Here is a 1,847-nt window from a genome sequence, read left to right on the forward strand (position 1 = left end):
CGCCCAGCCCGTCGAGAACCTCGCGCCGGATGAATACCGTGTTACCGCCGAGCGGAATGAAACGCGCCACCGCCTGATAGCGCAACCTCGACATGAACCAGATGTAGTACTCCAGGCAGTTACGTGCCCGCCACCACGATGTGGCGCTGTTGAGCCAGGACGCCAGCGCGCGCAACGGCCCGGCCGATTCCGGTCGCTGCCAGCCCGCACCGCGGACATTCATCAGCTGGACGCCGCCCTGGAAAATCCCGATCTCGGGATGATTGACGGCGAGTGTGTTCACGTAGGCGAGCAACCCGCCGGCGACCAGCGACTCCGCGTCGACGATACCGATCAGATCGCCCTGACAGTACTTCCGCGCATCCTCCAGTGAAAGCGGCTTGCTGCGCATTGCGCTCCGCGGCGTCACGAGCTTGACATTGGGGTGACGGTCGGCGAAATCCTGGGCGACTGCACGCGTCTGTCGGTCGACCTCGTCGTCGGATACCACGACGACGAGCTCGAAGAGGTCCGGCGGGTAAGCACCGGCCAGTAGCTGGGCCAGGGTACGGCCGAGGACGGGCTCCTCCCGTGCGGGCACGATCAGTGAAAAGGTGTGCCGGGCCGGCGCGCGGTCCTCCAGGTGCACGTGGTCAACCCGTTCGGGCCGCTGCCAGCCGTACTGCGCCCGGACCAGGGTCAACCCGGCGACGAACAGCATCGCGAGCGACACGGCGGTCCACCCGGCGAGTGCCACGTCGCCGCGGTTCAGATACAGCGCACGGGTCGTCGCTACAAGTAGCGGAACTAGCGGCAGGACGAGACAGCCGCGAAGGAAGCGCGCACGTGGCGTCGGGTCGGTCTGTACGGCGACAAGCCAGGTGCCGACCACCACGTGCCCGGAAACCACCACCAGCGCACTCACCAGGGTGACGACCGCCTGGTGGATGCTGACCTGTCCGACCACCGGAGCGCTCCGGTCGTTTGCCGTCAGCTCGACGAAGATGAGCCAGCCGACCGCCTCGGTCGACATGCGAGCCGTCTCGGACCACAACCAGCCGGCCTGCCGGCGCCACCCGGTGAAGTCCCGGTCAAGACCTTGTACGAGAAATATCGTGGCAACGACCGAGTATCCGTACGCGACCTGGCCCCCCACCCCGAGAAACCACGCGAACACGACCGACAATGCGACGCGGATGAACACGCTCATCCCACCGCTCACCACGAAACGCGGCCGTCCGGATGGGCTGTCCAAACGGGTTCGCAGCGGCGGTGGCGGGGCAAGTACCTGGCTGGGATTCACAGATTCCTACCTGAGTTCTCACGAGACGGCGACCAGCCGCGGGAAGTCGGCCGCATAGTCTGCGACCTTGGTACTGGCAAAATAAAGAACGTGTTCGGTGTCATCGGCGCCATAGCCGGCGACCTGGGCCGCATGCGCCACGCTGTACCGGCCACCCGGTACCTGTTGCGCGCTCGCGAGCGGGACGCCGGCCGCCTGCTGCGCGGCATCAAGCTGCGCTGGTGAACCGGTGAGCCCGACGAAGGTGGCATCGAACTGGTTCAACCAGCGCCGGAGCACTCCCGCTGTGTCACGGCCGGGATCGGTCGTGACGAAGACGACGGTGACCGCTCCGCCGACAGCCGGGCTCACCAGTTGCTTGGCCGCGGCGATATCAGCCATTGTCGTCGGGCAGACATCCGCGCAGTTGGTATAGCCGAAGAACAGAAGCGTGGCCCGGCCGGCGGTCTCCTTGGCAAAGTCGAAACTCCGCCCAGAGGTGTCGGTCAGTGTGAACGAAGGCCGGGGCCTGGACACCTTCGCAACGGTGCCGTGCCACCCGCCCGCCGCCGGCACGACATTCGAT

2 protein-coding genes are annotated in these 1,847 nt (G+C 66.4%); both read right to left on the reverse strand.

Annotation, left to right across the window (positions count from 1 at the left end; all coding sequences use genetic code 11):
- Positions 1–1,189: glycosyltransferase (locus U9978_RS23620; RefSeq protein WP_322763351.1), on the reverse strand; the 1,189-nt coding region annotated here is incomplete at its 3' end.
- 111 nt (positions 1,190–1,300) lie between these two features.
- Positions 1,301–1,847 (reverse strand): SCO family protein (locus tag U9978_RS23625; protein WP_322763352.1); only part of this gene is annotated, 547 nt, incomplete at its 5' end.

Source organism: Protofrankia sp. Cr2, assembly GCF_963555885.1.
In the GTDB taxonomy this organism is placed as follows: domain Bacteria; phylum Actinomycetota; class Actinomycetes; order Frankiales; family Frankiaceae; genus Protofrankia.